Origin of the sequence: Thiohalobacter thiocyanaticus, from assembly GCF_002356355.1 — a bacterium.
Taxonomy (GTDB): Bacteria; Pseudomonadota; Gammaproteobacteria; order Thiohalobacterales; family Thiohalobacteraceae; genus Thiohalobacter; species Thiohalobacter thiocyanaticus_A.
The window spans coordinates 1,103,627-1,120,914 of the sequence record NZ_AP018052.1; the positions used below are offsets into that span (position 1 = coordinate 1,103,627).

Genomic DNA, 17,288 nt, shown 5'->3' on the forward strand with positions numbered 1-17,288 from the left:
CGGATGACGGCACAGAACGGGGATCAGTTACTGGTCGAGCGCGTCCAGCGCGGCGACAAGCAGGCCTTCGATCTCCTGGTCCGCAAATACCAGCATAAACTGGTGCAGCTGATCGGCCGCTACGTCTCCAATCCGGCGGATGCCACCGATATCGCCCAGGAGGCCTTCATCAAGGCCTACCGGGCGCTGCCGTCATTCCGGGGTGACAGCGCCTTCTATACCTGGCTCTACCGGATCGCCATCAATACGGCCAAGAACCACCTGCTGGCCCAGAGCCGGCGTCCGCCCAGCGGTGATATCGATGCCGGAGATGCGGAACAATTTGCCGGTGACTCGGGTCTGAAGGAATACGCCACCCCGGAGCGGATGCTGCTCAGGGACGAGATCCAGGCCACCATCAATGACGCCATCGAGGCGCTGCCCGAGGATCTGAAGACGGCGATTATTCTGCGCGAGCTCGAGGGATTGAGCTATGAGGACATCGCCCGGGCGATGGACTGCCCGATCGGTACCGTCCGCTCCCGGATCTTCCGGGCCCGGGAGGCGATTGAGAAACGCCTGCAGCCCCTGCTGGGCTGAAGGCAGGAGAGGTAACACCATGACAGACCAGGTTAAGGAACAGATCTCTGCGCTGGTGGACGACGCCCTGCCGCCGCAGGAACGCTCGCTGCTGCTGGCGCGCATGGTCAGCGATCCCGCCCTGCGCGAGACGTGGAGCCGCTACACGCTGATCCAGGACGCCCTGCGCAATCACCTGCCCGAGCAGGTGGAGCCCGACCTGAGTGATCGGGTGATGGCGGCGCTGGAACCCGAGTCCGCGCATGATCGTGGCGCCGCCCGGCCGCGGCTGGCGGGCTGGACCCGGCCGCTCGCCGGCCTGGCCGTGGCCGCCTCGGTGGCGGTGCTGGCCGTGGTCATGTTCCAGCCTGACGCGCCCACGCCCGGCGGCGGCGTCCAGGTGGCCGATGCCGGCTCGGCGCCGGTCGCGGAAGACTATCGCCGGGTCGACACCAGCCAGTGGCAGGGACAGCAGGCCATGGTGAGCGAGCGTCTCAATCAGTACCTGGTCAATCACAATGAATTCGCCGCCCGCAACGGCATGCCGGTGGTCGCCCCGCATGTGCGCATTGTGGGCTATGACCGGGAGCAGCACTGACGCATGCTCCGCTTCTCCCGCGTCCCGTCCATCGCCAGGGCGCGCGCCGCGCGGCTGCTGCCCCTGGCCCTGCTGGCAACGGCGCTGTTCAGTCCGCCAGCGGCGGCCGGTGAGGCATTCGCCTGGCTGGACCGGATGTCGAATGCCATCCAGGATCTGAACTATCGCGGTACCTTCGTCTACCAGCACAACGGCAAGCTGGATGCCATGCGCATCATGCATCGCGGCGGCGAGGACAGCCGCCAGAGGCTGTTCGCCCTCAGCGGGGCGGCGCGCGAGGTCATCCGCGACCAGGAGGGTGTGACCTGCATCCTCTCCGACAGCAAGGCCGTCATGGTGGACCGCAGTCTGCCGCGCGGCCCCTTCGCGGCCCTGCCGCGCGATCTGGAACAACTCAGCCGACATTACCGCTTCAGCCTTGGGGACAGCGACCGTATGCTGCAGCGCCGCAGCCAGGTGGTGGTGATCGAGCCGCGCGACGATTATCGTTATGGTTACCGCTTCTGGCTCGACAGTGAGCATGCCCTGCCGCTGCGCTCGGAACTGGTCACGGCTTCCGGTGCCGCCCTGGAACAGATGATGTTCACCCGGCTGGAGGTGGTGAAACAGATCGATGATGCCGACCTGCGCCCGGAGCTCGGCGGCGAGCATTTCACCCGTTACGAAGGACCGGCGGCCGCGGCGCAGGAGATTCCGGCGGATGCCGACAGCGGCTGGGAATTCGCCTGGCTCCCGCCCGGCTTCGAACTGCGCGGCCACAACTGGCACGGCATGCCGGTCAGCGGCCAAAGGGTCGAGCACTGGGTCTTCGGCGATGGTCTGGCCACGGTCTCGGTCTACATCGAGGCGCGCGATGAGAATACCCCACCCGGGCTGCAGGGCCTGTCGAACATGGGCGCGGTCAACGCCATGGGCCGGGCCCTGGAGGGTTATCATGTCATCGTGGTGGGCGAGGTGCCGGCGGTGACGGCCGAGCGCCTGGCGCTGGGAGTGCGACGCAGTGAGTGAAGCAGCGGGACAGCGGCCATGATCGAGGAACAGGGACTGGTGCTCGAGGTCGCCGACGGTGTGGCCTGGGTCGAGACCCGGCGCCAGTCGGTATGCGGGCAGTGCGCGGTCAACAAGGGCTGCGGCACCTCGGTGCTGGCGCAGGTACTGGGCAATCGACGCAGCCGGGTACGGGCCATCGACCCCGTGGGGGTGCGGCCCGGACAATCAGTGCGTATCGGCATCGAGGAGGGTGCCTTCCTGCGCGGGTCCCTGGCGCTCTATCTGCTGCCGCTGCTGTGCCTGTTCCTGGGCGGGCTGCTGGGCGAGGTGCTGGCCGCGCGTCTGGGCATCCTGCAGGAATGGCCGGCGCTGCTGGGCGCGCTGGCCGGCGGCGGGCTGGGTTTCTACTGGTTGCGCCGGTTTTCCTGCAGAATACGCGATGACCGGCGCTATCAGCCGGTCATACTCGGTGTGGTTGGCACCGGGATCGATACGGTGTCGGCCGTGTCCCGGTCCGGCTCGCATCCAACGCCCGGTTGAACACTGTTCAGCCCGGCTTCAGGCCGGGCGATGTAGATTGATGTCATATAACGAGAGTGATGATTCCATTACGGGAGTGGGTATGAAATACAAGATTGCATCCTGGCTGAATGGCCTGGCGCTGCTCGGATTGATGGGACTGACCCAGGCCGCCGCGGCGCCCTGGTCGTCATCACTGCCGGATTTTTCCGGACTGGTCGAACAGAACAGCCCGGTGGTGGTCAACATCAGCACCACCCAGGTGGTGAAGGAACCGCGCATGCAGCTGCCGCCGGGTATGGAGATGCCCGACCTGCCGGAAGACAGCCCCTTCGGTGACCTGTTCCGCCACTTCTTCGAGGGCGAAGGCGGCGAGCCGCGTGAGCACGAGGCCAAGTCGCTCGGCTCCGGCTTCATCATCTCTGAAGACGGCTACATCCTCACCAACAACCATGTGGTCCAGGACGCCAAGGAGATCATCGTCCGTTTCAACAACCGCGACGAGATGGTTGCCGAGGTGGTGGGGACCGATCCCCGCAGCGATGTGGCCCTGCTCAAGGTCGAGGCGCAGGGGCTGCCCGTGGCTGAACTGGGCAAGTCCGAGGAACTCAAGGTCGGCGAGTGGGTGCTGGCCATCGGCTCGCCCTTCGGCTTCGAGCGTTCGGCCACCGCCGGCATCGTCAGCGCCAAGGGCCGGGCCCTGCCGAGTGAGAACTATGTGCCCTTCATCCAGACCGACGTGGCCATCAACCCCGGCAACTCCGGTGGGCCGCTGTTCAACATGGACGGTGAGGTCGTGGGCGTGAACTCCCAGATCTTCAGCCGCACCGGCGGCTACATGGGCCTGTCCTTCGCCATTCCGATCGAGGTCGCCATGGATGTCGCCGAACAGCTCAAGACCCGGGGCCGGGTCAGCCGGGGCTGGCTGGGCGTGCTGATCCAGGAGGTGACCCGCGAACTGGCCCAGTCCTTCGGGCTGGACAAGCCGCAGGGCGCGCTGGTGTCCAAGGTGGTCCCGGACAGTCCGGCGGCCAAGGCCGGGCTGCAGGTCGGCGACATCATTCTGGAGTTCAACGGCAGACCCGTGATCCGTTCCAGCAGTCTGCCGCACATCGTCGGCAGTACGCCGGTGGGCGAGCAGGCCGAGATGAAGATCATGCGTGAGGGCAAGCGCCGCACCCTGCAGGTGACCCTGGGCGAGCTCGAGGACGATCAGCAGGCCGCGGCCGAACCGGCCGCGAGCCAGACCGGCAAGAGCGACCGTCTGGGCCTGGTGGTGGCCGCGGTCCCGGCCGAGTTGCGTGAGCAGCTGGAGCTGGGCGAGGGCGGCGTGATGATCAAGGAGCTCAAGTCCGGGGTGGCCTCACGCGCCGGCGTGCGCGAAGGCGACATCGTCGTGCGTTTCAATAATGAGACGGTCAAGGGTGTCGATCACTTCAATCAGCTGGTCAAGGACATGGATAAGGGCAGTTCGGTGCCGGTGCTGATTCAGCGCCGCAGCGGTCCCCTGTTCCTGGCCATCCGCATTCCGGAGTAAGCCGCCGCCGGTGCGGTCCCGGTTCGCCCCGGGGCCGCACCGGGTTTCGGCCATGACCCGTCTGATCCTCTATGCCCGCCCCGAGTGCGGCCTGTGCCAGGACCTGGAGCAGGAACTGCGCGTCCTGCAGCCGGACTTGGGATTCGAGCTCAGAGTGATCGATATCGACCGGGATCCCGCCCTGGTCGAGCGCTGGGGCACGCGCGTCCCGGTTCTGACCACGGCTGACGACCGGCTCATCTGCGAGTATTTTCTCGATCCGGCGGCGCTGCGCGCTATCTGCCGCCCGGATGAATGTGTATAATCCCGCGACTTCAAATGCTTATATGAACTGGCCGGTCCGTCCGGCTGCCGGCAATGTCCCTGTGCCCGTCCGGCGGGCATATGCATCGAGAACCCCGTGGCAGATCTGAGTCATATCCGCAATTTTTCCATCATCGCCCATATCGACCATGGCAAGTCGACCCTGGCCGACCGTTTCATTCAGGTCTGCGGTGGCCTGACCGAACGTGAAATGGCCGAGCAGGTGCTCGATTCCATGGACCTGGAGCGCGAGCGCGGCATCACCATCAAGGCCCAGAGCGTAAGCCTGGACTACACCGCCCGCGACGGCCGGATCTACCGGCTCAATTTCATCGATACCCCGGGGCATGTGGATTTCTCCTACGAGGTTTCGCGCTCGCTGGCCGCCTGCGAGGGCGCCCTGCTGGTGGTCGATGCCGCCCAGGGCGTGGAGGCGCAGAGCGTGGCCAACTGCTACACCGCCATCGATCAGGGCCTGGAGGTGGTGCCGGTGCTGAACAAGATCGACCTGCCCTCAGCCGAGCCCGAGCTCGTGGCTCAGGAGATCGAGGACATCATCGGCATCGAGGCCCACGACGCCGTGCATGTCAGCGCCAAGACCGGTGTCGGCGTCGAGGACGTGCTGGAGACCATCGTCGCCCGCATTCCGCCGCCCCAGGGCGATGTCGAGGCGCCGCTCAAGGCCCTGATCATCGACTCCTGGTTCGACAACTATGTCGGCGTGATCTCGCTGGTGCGGGTCAAGCAGGGCACCCTGCGCCCGCGGCAGAAGATCACGGTGATGTCCACGGGACGCAGCCACCAGGTCGACAATGTCGGCATCTTCACTCCCAAGCGCAAGGATACCGACCACCTCAGCGCCGGGGATGTGGGCTATGTCATCGCCGGCATCAAGGACATCGACGGTGCGCCGGTGGGCGATACCCTGACCCTGACCGACAACCCCGCCGCCGAACCGGTGCCGGGCTTCCAGTACATGCAGCCGCGGGTCTTCGCCGGACTGTACCCGGTCAGCTCCGATGATTATGAGGACCTGCGCGATGCCCTGGAGAAGCTGCGCCTGAACGATGCCGCCCTGCAGTACGATCCGGAGAACTCCCAGGCCCTGGGGTTCGGTTTCCGCTGCGGTTTTCTCGGCATGCTGCACATGGAGATCGTGCAGGAGCGGCTGGAGCGTGAGTACGATCTGGACCTGATCACCACTGCCCCGACCGTGATCTACGAAGTCCTGACCACCCGCGGCGAGACCCTGCAGGTGGACAATCCGGCGGAGCTGCCGCCGCCCAACGAGATCGAGGAGATCCGCGAACCCATCATCCTCGCCAATATCCTGGTACCCCAGGATTACCTGGGCGCGGTGATCACCCTGTGCGTGGAGAAGCGCGGGGTGCAGAAGAACATGCAGTATCTGGGCAAGCAGGTGTCGCTGAATTTCGAGATGCCGCTGAGCGAGGTGGTGCTGGACTTCTTCGACCGGCTGAAATCAGTCAGCCGCGGCTATGCCTCCTTCGACTACCATCACCTGCGCTTCCAGGCCGCCAAGCTGGTCAAGCTGGACATCCTCATCAACGGTGAGCGGGTGGATGCCCTGTCGCTGATCGTCCATCATGACAATGCCCCCTACAAGGGCCGCGAACTGGCCGATGCGATGAAGGAACTGATTCCGCGGCAGATGTTCGATGTGGCCATCCAGGCCGCCATCGGCAACCAGATCATTGCCCGTACCACGGTCAAGGCACTGCGCAAGAACGTGACCGCCAAGTGCTACGGCGGCGACGTCAGCCGCAAGCGCAAGCTGCTGGAAAAGCAGAAGGCCGGCAAACGCCGCATGAAGCAGTTCGGCAAGGTCGAGGTCCCGCAGGAGGCCTTCCTGGCAGTGCTGCATGTGGGCAAGAAGGGTTGAAGAAAACCTCAACGCGGAGGCGCAGAGTGCACAGCGTCATTCCCGCGCAGGCGGGAATCCATAAACCGCCGCGGGTGCTGGATCCCCACCTGCGCGGGGATGACGGCGTTTCTGGTCTTATAGCCAATATTTCCGACCACTGTGTAAAATCAAAAAACTCTGCGGTCCCTGCGCCTTTGCGTTGTAAAGCTTTTGGACGTAACAACCAGAAATACAAACATGAGTCATTGTCATGAGTTTTAATTTTCCGCTGATCCTGGTGCTGGCCACCTTCATTACCGGTCTGATCTGGCTGCTCGATGCCTGGCTGTGGAGGCCGAAGCGCAGACAGGCCGCCGAGGCCGTCGCGGAGCCGGAGCGCCGCGAGGCGGTGCTCAAGGAGCCGGTGCTGGTGGAATACTCCCGCGCCTTCTTTCCCGTGATCCTGGTCGTGCTGCTGCTGCGCTCCTTCCTGGCCGAACCCTTCCGCATCCCCAGCGGTTCCATGATGCCCACCCTGCTGGTGGGTGACTTCATCCTGGTCAACAAGTTCGCCTACGGTCTGCGCCTGCCGGTGGTCAATACCCGATTCCTGGACCTGGGAGAACCGGAGCGGGGCGACGTAGTGGTGTTCCGCTACCCCGACAACCCTTCCGTGGACTACATCAAGCGCGTGGTCGGGCTGCCCGGGGACCGGGTTGCCTATCGGGATAAAATCCTATATATCAATGGCGAAAGGATGCCGCAGCAGGTCCTGGGCACCTATATCGCGGAAGGTGCAGGACTGGCCAGCACCGGTGCCAGCGAGCGGCTGGAGCGGCTCAACGAGGTGGAGCACCGCATCCTGGTGCGGCCGGGCTATCCCAACATCGAGGGCGAATGGATGATCCCCGAAGGGCATTACTTTATGATGGGAGACAACCGCGACAACAGCAAGGACAGCCGCTACTTCGGTCTGGTGCCGGAGGAGAATCTGGTCGGCAAGGCCTTCATTATCTGGATGAGTTGGGATGGCGTGAACAACCGCGTCACCTGGAGCCGCATCGGCGATTCCATTCATTGACAAGGGGCGAGGGGGAGTAATATGCATTATCCGCAACGACAGCAGGGCATGACGCTGCTGGGCTGGATCATCGTACTGGGACTGATCGCGTTCTTCGTGTTGCTGACACTGCGGTTGCTGCCCAACTATCTGGAGAACTTCAAGGTCGCCGAGACCCTGGCCTCGCTCAAGAACGAGCCCGATATTACCCGCAAGTCCCCGGCTGAAATCCGCAAGCTGATTGACCGGCGTTTCATCATCAACGATGTCACCCGCATCGAGGCCCGGGATGTGACGGTTACCAACGACAAGGGCCGGGTGACGGTACGCGCCCAGTATGAAATCAGGGTGCCGGTGCTGGGTAACGTGGATGCCGTGACCAAATTCGACGAAAGCGTGGAGCTGATTCGCAATTGACGCCGCCACTGGAAGCACTGGCCCGGCGGCTGTGTCATGAATTCACCACCCCGGCCCTGTTGCAACAGGCGCTCACCCATCGCAGCGCCGGCAATCTCAACAATGAACGACTGGAATTCCTCGGGGATGCGGTGCTCGGTATGGTCATCGCCGATGCCCTCTACGCGCGCTATCCCAAAGCCAGTGAAGGTGACCTGAGCCGGCTGCGCGCGACCCTGGTGAAGAAACCCACCCTGGCCGGCATCGCCCGTGAACTGGAACTGGGGGAGTATCTGCAACTGGGCTCGGGCGAACTGAAGAGCGGCGGCTTCCGGCGTGATTCCATCCTGGCCGACGCCCTGGAAGCGATTCTCGGTGCCGTCTATCTGGACGCCGGTTTCGATACCGCTGCCGCACTGGTGCTGCAGCTCTATCAGCCGCGACTGCAGTCGCTGCCGGAGGCCGCCGCGCTCAAGGATCCGAAGACCCGCCTGCAGGAATACCTCCAGTCCCGCCACATCGAACTGCCCGAATATCAGGTGATCCAGGTCTCCGGCAAGGCGCACGCCCAGACCTTCGAGGTCGAATGCCGGATCGCCGGGCTGGACCGCAGCAGCCGCGGACGCGGCTCCAGCCGGCGCAAGGCCGAACAGGCCGCCGCCGCCGGCATGCTGCAGGCGCTGGGCGTGGAGACCGAGGTGCAGGAGTCGGATGCATGATGAGGGCGCGGCAGGCATGAATACGGATTCCGGCGATTTCCGCTGCGGCCTGGTGGCGCTGGTCGGGCGGCCGAACGTGGGCAAGTCGACCCTGCTCAACCGCATACTCGGACAGAAAATAAGCATAACCTCGGATAAGCCGCAGACGACCCGGCACCGTATTCTCGGCATCAAGACCACGTCGCAGGCCCAGGTGGTCTATATCGATACCCCGGGCCTGCATCGCGGCGGCAAGCGCGCGCTCAACCGGGCGCTCAACCGCGCCGCCAGCGATGCCATCGCTGACGTGGACCTGGCCGTATTCCTGATCGAGGCCGGACGCTGGACCGACGAGGACGAACTGGTGCTGCGGCGTCTGCGTCAGGCCGGCGTTCCGATACTGCTGGCGGTCAACAAGATCGACCGGGTGGCGGATCGCGCTCAACTGCTGCCGGAGTTGCAGACGCTGGCGGGCAGGCATGATTTCGCCGAAATCCTGCCCCTGTCAGCCGCGCGCGGGGAGAATCTGGAGCGACTGGAACAGTGCGTGATCGCGCGCCTGCCCGCAGGGCCGCCCTATTTCCCCGAGGAGCAGATCACCGATCGCAGCGAGCGTTTTCTCGCGGCCGAGTTGATTCGCGAGAAGCTGTTCCGTCGCCTGGGTCAGGAGCTGCCCTACGGTCTGACTGTGCAGATCGAACAGTTCAAGGACGACGACGGTCTGCTGCGCATCCATGGACTGGTATGGGTGGAGCGCGATTCGCAGAAGGCCATCGTGATCGGCAAGGGCGGCGCCATGCTCAAGCAGATCGGCCGCGAGGCGCGACTGGACATGGAGCGGCTGTTCGGCAGCAAGGTATTCCTGCAGCTGTGGGTCAAGGTCAAGGGCGGCTGGGCGGATGATGAGCGTGCCCTGCGCAGCCTTGGCATCGATGAATGAAACAGGATAGCCACGGAAAACACGGAAAGCACGGATACAATACAATTTCGTAACCTTCGCGGGTTGGGTTGGCCCGTAGGGCATAACCCAACATCCAGGCCGTATGCGTTGGGTTAAGGTGCCGTCGCGCCTAACCCAGCCGGCAATGCCTCATATATCTTATTTTCCGTGGCTAATTATATTTTCGGGGTGACTCCGCCATGGCCGTCGACAGCGTCGAGCTGCAGCCCGCCTATATCCTGCATCACCGGGCCTGGCGTGATACCAGTGCGCTGTTGGAGCTCATTACGCCCGGGTATGGACGCATCGGCGTGGTCGCGCGTGGTGCGCGCAGCGCGCGCTCGCCGCTGCGCGGCCTGCTGCGTCCCTTCCTGCCGCTGCTGTGTTCCTGGGGGGGCGCGGAGAGTTGTTCAGCCTGCGCCGGATGGAGGTGGCCGGGCGCTCGCCCGAGCTTCGTGGCCAGGCCCTGTTCGCGGCCTATTATCTCAATGAGCTCCTGCTGCGACTGCTGCAGCGTCAGGATCCGCATCCCGAGGTCTTCGATGCCTACGTTCAGGCGCTCGGCAGCTTCGCGCTCCAGCCCCTGGAGGCGGTACTGCGGGTGTTCGAGAAGCGACTGCTGGAGGCCCTGGGGTATGCGCTGGTACTGGAGTCGGACGTGTCCGGTGAGCCGATCGAGGCCCGCTGCCGCTACCGCTACCTTCCCGAGCAGGGGCTGGAACGGATGCAGGGGCAGGGCGGGATCAGCGGCCGGGCCCTGCTGGCACTGGCGGCCGAGGCCTGTGACAATGCGCAGGATCTGCGTGAAATCAAGCCGCTGCTGCGCCAGGTGCTGGGACAGTATCTGGGCGAGCGGCCGCTGAAGACACGCGAATTTCTCATCGATCTGGAAGGACAGGGGCGGAGCGGACATGATTGAACATCCCAAGGATATTCTGCTGGGCGTGAATATCGATCACGTGGCCACCCTGCGCCAGGCCCGCGGTACCCGGTTTCCCGACCCGGTGCAGGCGGCGATCGAGGCCGAGCAGGCCGGCGCCGATGGCATCACCCTGCACTTGCGCGAGGATCGCCGCCACATCCAGGAACGCGATGTGGAGATGCTGGCCGGCATCCTGCAGACGCGCATGAACCTGGAGATGGCAGTGACCGAGGAGATGCTCGCCATCGCCGAGCGCATCCGGCCGCAGGACTGCTGCCTGGTGCCGGAACGGCGCGAGGAACTGACCACCGAGGGCGGGCTGGACGTCGCCGGCCAGCCGCAGCGAATCCGGGAGGCCTGTGCCCGGCTGGCCGCCGCCGGGGTACGGGTGTCGCTGTTCATCGATGCCGAACCGGCCCAGATCGAGGCCGCGGCGGCGGCCGGCGCACCCTGCATCGAGATCCATACCGGTCATTACGCCGATGCCGCCGGGGCGGCGCAGCAGAGCGAATACGAACGCATCCGCACGGCGGTCGATGCCGGCGTGCGGGCCGGGTTGCAGGTCAACGCCGGCCACGGACTGCACTATCACAATGTACAGCCGATCGCGGCGTTGCCGGCCGTTCGCGAACTCAACATCGGTCATGCCATCGTGGCCCGGGCCGTCTTCACCGGCCTGCAGGAGGCGGTGCGCGAGATGAAGCGGCTGATGGTCGCGGCGCGGCGCTGAACCCGATGGCTCTGATCTATGGCATCGGCACCGATATCGTCAGTATCGCCCGCATGGAGCAGGCGCTGACGCGTTTCGGCCGGCGCTTCGCCGAGCGCATACTCAGCGCGGCGGAACTGCAGGAGTTCGACGCCTGCGCGCGGCCGGCGGCCCTGCTGGCCAAGCGCTTTGCCGTCAAGGAGGCGGTGGCCAAGGCCTTTGGTACCGGCTTCCGGGACGGGCTCAGGCTGCAGGATATCCAGGTCGGTCATGACTCCAGGGGGCGGCCGGAACTGCATTACCGGGGCGCGGCCCAGGCGCTGGCTCGTACCAATGCCGTGACGGCCAGCCATGTCTCCATCGCCGACGAGCGCGATTATGCCATCGCCTATGTGATTTTGCTGGCGGACGGGAAATAGCAGACAGGATGGGTGAAGGCGCACAGCGCCGTACTCCATCACCCGGCCGCCGGACGGCGATGGGTTGCGCTGTGCTCCACCCATCCTACGTTGGCTCCCGGTTCCCGAACTGCTCCAGTTCCTGCTGGCACTGCGCCAGTGCCGCTTCGATCGCCGGTGCATCGTCGGCCTCACAGGCTGACTGCAGGCCTTCCCCTGCCGCAGCCAGCGCCTGCAGGCCGCAATATACCGCCGAGCCCTTGAGCTTGTGCGCCTGTTCCCGCAGGTTCTGCCAGTCATGCGCATCGAAGGCGTGCTGCAGGGCCGTTTGCCACTGTCCGGCTTCACCGCGAAAACGCTCCACCAGTTCCCGTTTGACCGCGGCGACACGTTCCTCTGCGCCGGGCTCGGGCGCGGCAGGTGTGGCGCGGGTCCAGCGCCGCACACTTTCCCAGATACGGTACTCGGTGACCGGCTTGATCAGGACTTCCTGGACCAGCGCGCTGATATCCGCATCGGCTTCCAGATGGATCAGGGCGTCGGCGGTCAGAGCAATGATCGGTGTGGAACGGTTGGGGTTGTCGGGGGTCGCGCGGATCTTGCGGGCGGTATCGCCACCGGTCAGCCTGGGCATATGCACATCGAGAATGATCAGATCGTAGCTGTGCTGCCGGGCCAGTTCCAACGCCTGGATGCCATCGGCCGCCTGGTCGACCCGGATGCCGAGCGCCTGCAACTGCAGTTCGGTCAGTCGGCGATTGATTTCGTTGTCATCGGCGATCAGGACCCGGCCGCCCTCCAACCGGGGCGGCTGGGGCCGTGGCTGCTTGCGCCTGTCCGTGAGTGCACTGTGGCGGGTTTCGGGCCAGCCCATGAGTTTCCAAACTGCCAGACGCAGTGAATCGCGCCGGGCAGGTTTGGCCAGGCATTGGGCTGCACCCAGTGTCAGGGCACGCTGCAGCCGTTCCTTCTCGATGGTATTGAGCAGCAGCAGCACCGGGATGGCGTAGGGCCTGAGCAGTGCAAGCAGGCGCTCGATTTCCGCCTGGCTTTCCCGGGTCGGCGGCAGGCCCAGGGCGATGAAGTCGGGACGCGGCGTATCCGTGCTGTCCAGCAGTCGGAGCAGACCGTCGGGGTCATCGGCCTCGATGACCTGCAGGCCCCAGGATTCCAGCGGATGGCACAGGGCCAGCCGGGCCAGGGGGAACGGGTCGCAGACCAGCACGGTACCGCTGGCCGGTGGCAGCGCCGGCTCGGTGCTCGGGACCTCGCCCTGGGTACTGAGGGTGAGCCGGAACCAGAAGGTGGAGCCGTGTCCCGGCAGGCTGTTGACGCCGATACTGCCGCCCATCAGTTCCACCAGCCGCTTGGAGATGAACAGGCCCAGGCCGGTGCCGCCGTGACGTCGGGTGGGCGAACTGTCGGACTGGAAGAAGGCGGTGAACAACCGCCCCTGCTGTTCGGGTGACAGGCCCTCGCCGGTGTCGCTGACCTGGACCCGGATGCCGGCCTGTTCGCTGTCGGCGGTCAGCGGTTCATCCAGCATGACCCGCACCACCACGCTGCCCTGACGGGTGAACTTGATGGCGTTGCCGATGAGGTTGAGCAGCACCTGGCGGATGCGGGTGGAATCCCCGTACAGATGCAGCGGCACGTCGGCATAGACCAGCAATACGCATTCCAGTCCCTTGGCGTGGGCCAGCGGGGCCATCAGGTCCATGGAATCCTCCAGCGCCTCGCGCAGATCGAAGGGACTGTGCTCGATCTGCAGATTGCCGGATTCGATCTTGGAGAAATCCAGAATGTCGTTGACGATCACCAGCAGGTTGGTGGCCGACTTGCGTACCGTGGTGACGTACTCGCGCTGCTCGGCCGACAGCGGCGTGTGCAGCAGCAGGTCGATGAAGCCCAGCATGCCGTTGAGCGGGGTGCGGATCTCGTGGCTCATGTTGGCGAGAAACTCGGACTTGTCGCGCACGGCCTGCAGCGCTGCCTGCCGTGCCTGTTCCAGTTCCACATTCTGCCGCTCCAGCCGCTGCAGCGTAGTGCGCAGTTCGTGGGTGGCGGACTGAATCTGACGTTCCAGGTCCTTCTGGGTGTCTTCCAGCGTCCCGGCCATGGCGTTGATGCCTTCCTGCAGCGATCTCAGTTCCCCGGTACCGACGGTGCGTGCACGCACGGAGAGGTTGCCGCGGCCGAGTTCCTGGACGGTGGCGGTAAGATGGGTGATGGGGTGGGAAATGGCGCGACTCAGATGCGCGGCCAGCAGGCTGGCCGCGCCCAGGATCAGCAGGGTGAAGATCAGGCCGTTGATCAGGATTTCGCTTTCCGCGCTGAGTACGGACTGCATGGACAGATCGATGAATATCCGACCCATGGGCGCCACGGCCTCGGTCCGGGTGCCGGCCTCGGGGTAGTCATGTATCGGGATATTCGGCGGTTCAATGGCATGCTCGAGACTGATCAGTTTGTCCCGGGGCAGTTGTTCACTGCCGGGTTCCCGTTGTTCGAACAGGATTTCGCCATGGCGGTCCCTGACCGCGACGTGTACCACCTTGGGGTCGGACAGCGCCCGCCGGGCCAGCTGCTCGAGGACCTCGTGATTGCCGGTATAGATACTGTATTCGGCCCCGGAGGAGAGATAACGGGCGATGGCGTTGCCGCTCTCGATGAGGGTGTGCCGGGCCTGGGTGATCCGGCTGTCGATGAAGTAGTACCCCAGTATCAGGGCCAGCAGCGCGGCTGGAATGATCGCATTGATCAGGATGCGGGACTGGATGCTGTGCAGTGTCATCGGGTTCCCGCCTCCATGTCGCGAAGCTGATCGTGCAGCCGCGCCTCCGGCGGCAGAACCAGGCTCAGTGTCTGGGCCACCCTGTAATTGAGCGTGACGGTGAACCGGGAAGGGTGTGCGGGTGCGGGCAGGCCGGTTTCCGCGCCGGCCAGAAACGCGCTGGCAATGTCGGCACTCGCACGCGCCATGTCCTCGGGCGTACTGTGCACGGCAGCGATGGCGCCGGCCTTGACGAAGGAGTCTGAAAATCCGATCACGGCGATGCCCTTGCGATAGGTGGTAAGAAGTATGCCGTGAATGGTATGGCGGTTGTAGACTGTCGGGTCGGGCAGGGCCAGCAGCATCTGGTGGCGGTCCATGCCCTGCTGGATGCGGCTGGCCGGGTTCTGGTTCGGCGCCAGTTGCAGCAGGGTCAGGTCGATCCCGCGCCTGGCGGCGGTCGCCCGCAGGGCTTCGCCAGCGCTGTGGGGGTGCGATACGAGTACAACCAGTTCGCCGTCGGGTGGCAGCAGCAGTCGGGCCAGATTCAACTGCCGCGCCAGAGGCTGGTCCAGGAACAGGGCACTGTGACGCGGTGCGCGCGCCTGGTCGCTGAGGCGTCGATAGGCGGCCTCGGTGATGAAGCTGCACAGGACCGGGCGCTGTGCCTGGGCGAGTCCCAGTTCACAGGCCCGGGCACCGGCGGCGATGATCAGCGTCGCCTTGTCTGGCGCCGGCGGGGAGCGGGTGCCGGACGCTGGCAGCCGGTATTCATCCAGTTCAACGGGCGCCAGCGCCCGGGCCAGGACGTCGCGGAAGCGGGTATGATGTGATTCCAACAGGCTGCTCAACAGCATGACTCTGTCCGCGGTTGCGGATGCGTCCTGGCACAGCGATACGGCCAGCAGCAGGATGGGCAGGATCAGGCGCATGTTGTGGCTGTTATGGTCGCCCTAGTTCAGAGACAGACCGACCTCGAAATAGACGCGGGTATCGAAGGTGTTTTCCTGACGAAAATCGATGTATTCGTCCAGCAGGTTCTGCCAGGTAAGCGCCACATGAGCGCGCTGACCGTTGATACGGAAGCCCTTTTTGATTCGGGTATCGAGCCGGTCGTAGCCGGGGACGCGGTCGCCGTCGCCCAGCCACTTCATCGCCCTGACCCGGTAGTATAGCAGGCTCAGGTCCCAGTCCCCGGACAGCCGGTGCATGGCAAAGATGCTGCTGGTGTGGGTCGGGATGTCCTCGCCGAGATCCTCGTACTCCACTCCGGGGCCGTTGATCAGGTTCAGCGCCTGGCCCTTGCCCCGGGTGTAGTTGTGATTGATGCCCACCAGGGTGCGGTAGGCCGGCCGCCAGGTGATGGAGACTTCCGCGCCGTTGATGCTCATGCGGCCGCTGTTGGTGAACAGGTTGGCCGAGGGGCTGGGCAGGGGTTCAGGGAAGGCCTTGTCCTTGACCGCGGTGATGCGGTCGTCGATATCCTTGTGGAACAGCTTGAGGTCGACCGTGGTGTGCAGTTCGGGAAACTGTCCCAGGTAGCCGATCTCATAGGCGTGCAGACGCTCCGGATCGACGCGGGTGTTGCCCAGCATGATCTGATCGATCAGGGTGCCGTCGCTCAGGCGCACGGCCAGATCGGCATGCGTCTCCAGGATGCTGGGGTGGCGCAGGGCGCGCGACAGGCTCAGGTGCATCCCGTGGCGGGGGCGGAACTGGTAGTTGACCGCCAGTCGCGGCGAGAACAGGGTGCCGGCGAACTCGGTATGTTCCAGGGTGAAGCCGAGGTTGGCGACCAGGTCGTCGCGCAACCGCCATTCCAGGTTTCCGAACAGGCGCTGCAGCGAGGATTCGATCCGGTGATCGCGGTTGAACAGCACCCGTCCCTTGACCCGGTCCTCGCGCAACCCCACTCCCCAGGTGCTGCGCAGCCGTGCGTGCAGCCGCAGGCTGCGCTGCAGCTCGATCCCGAAACGCTGCTCCAGGACCGAGAAATCCACCGCAATGGGATCGTCGCGGCCGAACAGGGCAATGACCTGGGCCGGCGGCACACCGAACAGGCTGGACAGCGGCGTGACTGTGATCTCGTTGTGATCCATGTAATTGTGATAGGCCAGCAGGGTCCAGCTGTCGTCGGGCGATTCGCTGCGGTGCCAGCGCAGCTGCTGGTAGTGACTGGTGAGTTCGCGGGTGCGGTCGGGGTCGTGGTGAACGCTCATGCCTTCCCCGCGCGGCCCCCGGGCATAGCCGAACTGGAGTTCCCAGGCATCGTTGTTGGCGGCGACGTGGTCGGCGCGAAAATTCACCATGCTGGTGCGCATGCTGTCGTGACGCTGCAGGCGCGCGCCCGAGTCCTGATCGACGAATTCCTGAAAGCCGTCGTCGAGCCGGCGGGCCAGGCTCAGGCGATAGTCCAGTGCGTCCCGGCTGTGGCTGTAGCGGGCAAAGCCGCGGCGAAAGCCCTTGTTTCCGGTCTGGGCCTTCGCACTGAACCGCGGTGTCTGGCTGGCATGCAGGGTGGTGATGTTGATGGCGCCGAGGTAGGAGTTGGAACCGAGGGCGGCGGCATTGGGACCGCGCACCACCTCGATGCGTTCGATGTCCTCGATGGCCACCGGCAGATCGGTCCAGCGCACGCCGCCGATCGACGGACTGTAGACCGGACGGCCGTCGATGCGTACCTGCATGCGTCGGGCGTGCTGGTCGGACAGGCCGTGATAGGTGGCGGTGATGGTGTGGCCGGAGGCGCGCGCGACCTGGAAGCCGGGGACCAGACGCAGCAGATCGGGAATGTCCACTGCGCCGCTGGCTTCGATCATGGCCCGATCGATGACGGTCATGGCCACCGGCGCTTCGTACTGGGGGTGGGCCAGACGGGTGGCCGACAGCACCACAGGAAAACCGGACTGGTAGTATTCGTCGGCGGTCTCGGCCGTGGCAACGGAGGGGATGGCGCAGGCTGAGGCGTGCAGCAAAACGCCGCGCAAAAAGGCCTTGTACATCTTCTGACTCCCGTGTTGTTC

17 protein-coding genes and 1 pseudogene are annotated in these 17,288 nt (G+C 64.9%); 15 read left to right on the forward strand and 3 right to left on the reverse strand.

What is annotated here, in order from left to right:
- The first annotated feature begins 3 nt into the window (after positions 1–3).
- The 15 genes and pseudogenes from rpoE to acpS all read left to right on the forward strand — a co-directional run bounded on the left by rpoE (position 4) and on the right by acpS (position 11,513).
- Complete coding sequence (gene rpoE / locus CFK21_RS05190; protein ID WP_096365424.1) at positions 4–579, forward strand: RNA polymerase sigma factor RpoE; 576 nt, start codon at positions 4–6, stop codon at positions 577–579.
- Between the two features lie 19 nt (positions 580–598).
- A complete protein-coding gene (locus tag CFK21_RS05195) occupies positions 599–1,156 on the forward strand; it encodes a sigma-E factor negative regulatory protein (RefSeq protein ID WP_157745374.1) in 558 nt (185 codons plus the stop codon).
- A gap of 3 nt (positions 1,157–1,159) precedes the next feature.
- Complete coding sequence (locus tag CFK21_RS05200) at positions 1,160–2,164, forward strand: MucB/RseB C-terminal domain-containing protein (RefSeq protein WP_096365428.1); 1,005 nt, start codon at positions 1,160–1,162, stop codon at positions 2,162–2,164.
- Between the two features lie 18 nt (positions 2,165–2,182).
- Positions 2,183–2,686 (forward strand): SoxR reducing system RseC family protein, encoded by a 504-nt coding sequence (locus tag CFK21_RS05205; RefSeq protein WP_096365430.1) that lies wholly within the window; start codon positions 2,183–2,185, stop codon positions 2,684–2,686.
- A gap of 82 nt (positions 2,687–2,768) precedes the next feature.
- Positions 2,769–4,202 carry a DegQ family serine endoprotease gene (locus CFK21_RS05210; RefSeq protein WP_096365432.1) on the forward strand — a complete coding sequence of 478 codons (1,434 nt, stop codon included), beginning with the start codon at positions 2,769–2,771 and terminating at the stop codon, positions 4,200–4,202.
- 52 nt (positions 4,203–4,254) lie between these two features.
- On the forward strand, positions 4,255–4,506 hold the full coding sequence (locus tag CFK21_RS05215; RefSeq protein ID WP_096365434.1) for a glutaredoxin family protein: 252 nt from the start codon (positions 4,255–4,257) through the stop codon (positions 4,504–4,506).
- 96 nt (positions 4,507–4,602) lie between these two features.
- Positions 4,603–6,408 (forward strand): translation elongation factor 4, encoded by a 1,806-nt coding sequence (gene lepA / locus CFK21_RS05220; protein WP_096365436.1) that lies wholly within the window; start codon positions 4,603–4,605, stop codon positions 6,406–6,408.
- A 232-nt stretch (positions 6,409–6,640) separates the two neighbouring features.
- Positions 6,641–7,450, forward strand: a complete 810-nt coding sequence (gene lepB, locus CFK21_RS05225; protein ID WP_096365438.1) for a signal peptidase I — start codon at positions 6,641–6,643, stop codon at positions 7,448–7,450.
- A gap of 21 nt (positions 7,451–7,471) precedes the next feature.
- On the forward strand, positions 7,472–7,846 hold the full coding sequence (locus CFK21_RS05230; RefSeq protein ID WP_096365440.1) for a DUF4845 domain-containing protein: 375 nt from the start codon (positions 7,472–7,474) through the stop codon (positions 7,844–7,846).
- Complete coding sequence (rnc, locus tag CFK21_RS05235; RefSeq protein WP_096365442.1) at positions 7,843–8,544, forward strand: ribonuclease III; 702 nt, start codon at positions 7,843–7,845, stop codon at positions 8,542–8,544. Before CFK21_RS05230 ends, rnc begins: the two co-directional genes overlap by 4 nt.
- Before the next feature lie 16 nt (positions 8,545–8,560).
- The gene (era, locus tag CFK21_RS05240; RefSeq protein ID WP_096367502.1) at positions 8,561–9,463 is read left to right on the forward strand and encodes a GTPase Era; all 903 of its coding nucleotides are present in this window, start codon (positions 8,561–8,563) and stop codon (positions 9,461–9,463) included.
- Between the two features lie 200 nt (positions 9,464–9,663).
- Positions 9,664–9,798, forward strand: a pseudogene (locus tag CFK21_RS15640) (recombination protein O N-terminal domain-containing protein); the annotation flags it as partial.
- A gap of 71 nt (positions 9,799–9,869) precedes the next feature.
- Complete coding sequence (gene recO, locus CFK21_RS05250; protein ID WP_096365444.1) at positions 9,870–10,382, forward strand: DNA repair protein RecO; 513 nt, start codon at positions 9,870–9,872, stop codon at positions 10,380–10,382.
- Positions 10,375–11,115: a pyridoxine 5'-phosphate synthase gene (gene pdxJ, locus CFK21_RS05255; protein ID WP_096365446.1), complete on the forward strand. Its 741-nt coding sequence runs from the start codon at positions 10,375–10,377 to the stop codon at positions 11,113–11,115. The genes recO and pdxJ overlap by 8 nt, the downstream gene beginning before the upstream one ends.
- A gap of 5 nt (positions 11,116–11,120) precedes the next feature.
- Positions 11,121–11,513: a holo-ACP synthase gene (gene acpS / locus CFK21_RS05260; RefSeq protein WP_197703003.1), complete on the forward strand. Its 393-nt coding sequence runs from the start codon at positions 11,121–11,123 to the stop codon at positions 11,511–11,513.
- A gap of 85 nt (positions 11,514–11,598) precedes the next feature.
- Here acpS and CFK21_RS05265 read toward each other — a convergent pair whose 3' ends face one another.
- From CFK21_RS05265 to CFK21_RS05275, 3 genes are read right to left on the reverse strand one after another with little or no spacing between them, the layout of a single operon-like run.
- A complete protein-coding gene (locus tag CFK21_RS05265) occupies positions 11,599–14,286 on the reverse strand; it encodes an ATP-binding protein (protein ID WP_096365448.1) in 2,688 nt (895 codons plus the stop codon).
- Positions 14,283–15,197, reverse strand: a complete 915-nt coding sequence (locus CFK21_RS05270) for an ABC transporter substrate-binding protein (RefSeq protein ID WP_096365450.1) — start codon at positions 15,195–15,197, stop codon at positions 14,283–14,285. The genes CFK21_RS05265 and CFK21_RS05270 overlap by 4 nt, the downstream gene beginning before the upstream one ends.
- Positions 15,198–15,218: 21 nt before the next feature.
- Complete coding sequence (locus CFK21_RS05275) at positions 15,219–17,267, reverse strand: TonB-dependent receptor plug domain-containing protein (protein WP_096365452.1); 2,049 nt, start codon at positions 17,265–17,267, stop codon at positions 15,219–15,221.
- Positions 17,268–17,288: the final 21 nt, after the last annotated feature.

Excerpts from the sequence above, each read along its gene's own strand:
- lepB (WP_096365438.1), top strand. The coding sequence starts at position 6,641 with ATGAGTTTTAATTTTCCGCTGATCCTGGTGCTGGCCACCTTCATTACC.
- CFK21_RS05205 (WP_096365430.1), top strand. The coding sequence starts at position 2,183 with ATGATCGAGGAACAGGGACTGGTGCTCGAGGTCGCCGACGGTGTGGCC.
- rpoE (WP_096365424.1), top strand. The coding sequence starts at position 4 with ATGACGGCACAGAACGGGGATCAGTTACTGGTCGAGCGCGTCCAGCGC.
- CFK21_RS05270 (WP_096365450.1), bottom strand. The coding sequence starts at position 15,197 with ATGCGCCTGATCCTGCCCATCCTGCTGCTGGCCGTATCGCTGTGCCAG.
- CFK21_RS05200 (WP_096365428.1), top strand. The coding sequence starts at position 1,160 with ATGCTCCGCTTCTCCCGCGTCCCGTCCATCGCCAGGGCGCGCGCCGCG.
- CFK21_RS05195 (WP_157745374.1), top strand. The coding sequence starts at position 599 with ATGACAGACCAGGTTAAGGAACAGATCTCTGCGCTGGTGGACGACGCC.
- acpS (WP_197703003.1), top strand. The coding sequence starts at position 11,121 with ATGGCTCTGATCTATGGCATCGGCACCGATATCGTCAGTATCGCCCGC.
- pdxJ (WP_096365446.1), top strand. The coding sequence starts at position 10,375 with ATGATTGAACATCCCAAGGATATTCTGCTGGGCGTGAATATCGATCAC.
- CFK21_RS05210 (WP_096365432.1), top strand. The coding sequence starts at position 2,769 with ATGAAATACAAGATTGCATCCTGGCTGAATGGCCTGGCGCTGCTCGGA.
- CFK21_RS05230 (WP_096365440.1), top strand. The coding sequence starts at position 7,472 with ATGCATTATCCGCAACGACAGCAGGGCATGACGCTGCTGGGCTGGATC.
- CFK21_RS05215 (WP_096365434.1), top strand. The coding sequence starts at position 4,255 with ATGACCCGTCTGATCCTCTATGCCCGCCCCGAGTGCGGCCTGTGCCAG.
- CFK21_RS05265 (WP_096365448.1), bottom strand. The coding sequence starts at position 14,286 with ATGACACTGCACAGCATCCAGTCCCGCATCCTGATCAATGCGATCATT.
- era (WP_096367502.1), top strand. The coding sequence starts at position 8,561 with ATGAATACGGATTCCGGCGATTTCCGCTGCGGCCTGGTGGCGCTGGTC.
- CFK21_RS05275 (WP_096365452.1), bottom strand. The coding sequence starts at position 17,267 with ATGTACAAGGCCTTTTTGCGCGGCGTTTTGCTGCACGCCTCAGCCTGC.